The organism is Pseudoalteromonas sp. SG45-5 (genome assembly GCF_014164085.1).
Taxonomy (GTDB): Bacteria; Pseudomonadota; Gammaproteobacteria; order Enterobacterales; family Alteromonadaceae; genus Pseudoalteromonas; species Pseudoalteromonas aliena.
Map to the genome: position 1 here is coordinate 1 of NZ_JACJEM010000178.1, position 321 is coordinate 321.

The following is a 321-nucleotide window of genomic DNA, read 5'->3' on the forward strand; positions in this document are numbered from 1 at the left end:
TTTCTTCAGCTTCTTCTAATTCATTATCAAATTCGTCGTCCACCGAATTTTCATCTGAACTTGCTAATAACTCATCATTGTCAGCATCATCTATTTCAAATTCTTGCTCTGTTTGAGCCGCTATCGTATTTTCTGGCACACTGTCGCTTGTAAACTCAGCGTCTAGTTCAGGAAGATCGTTATCGAGTAACAGTTCGTCGTCAAAATCATCTTCTAAGCTATCTAAACTACTTTCTGCAGCAAGCGCATTGGCCAAGTCTTGCTCTGTTTGACTTACCGATACATCTTTTGTATCGGTGTCTACATTTTCAGGTAAGTCAG

The 321-nt window shown here is 39.6% G+C and carries 1 protein-coding gene; it reads right to left on the minus strand.

What is annotated here, in order from left to right:
- The coding region (locus tag H5119_RS20180; protein WP_220492928.1) for a hypothetical protein at positions 1 to 321 on the minus strand (321 nt) is incomplete at both ends.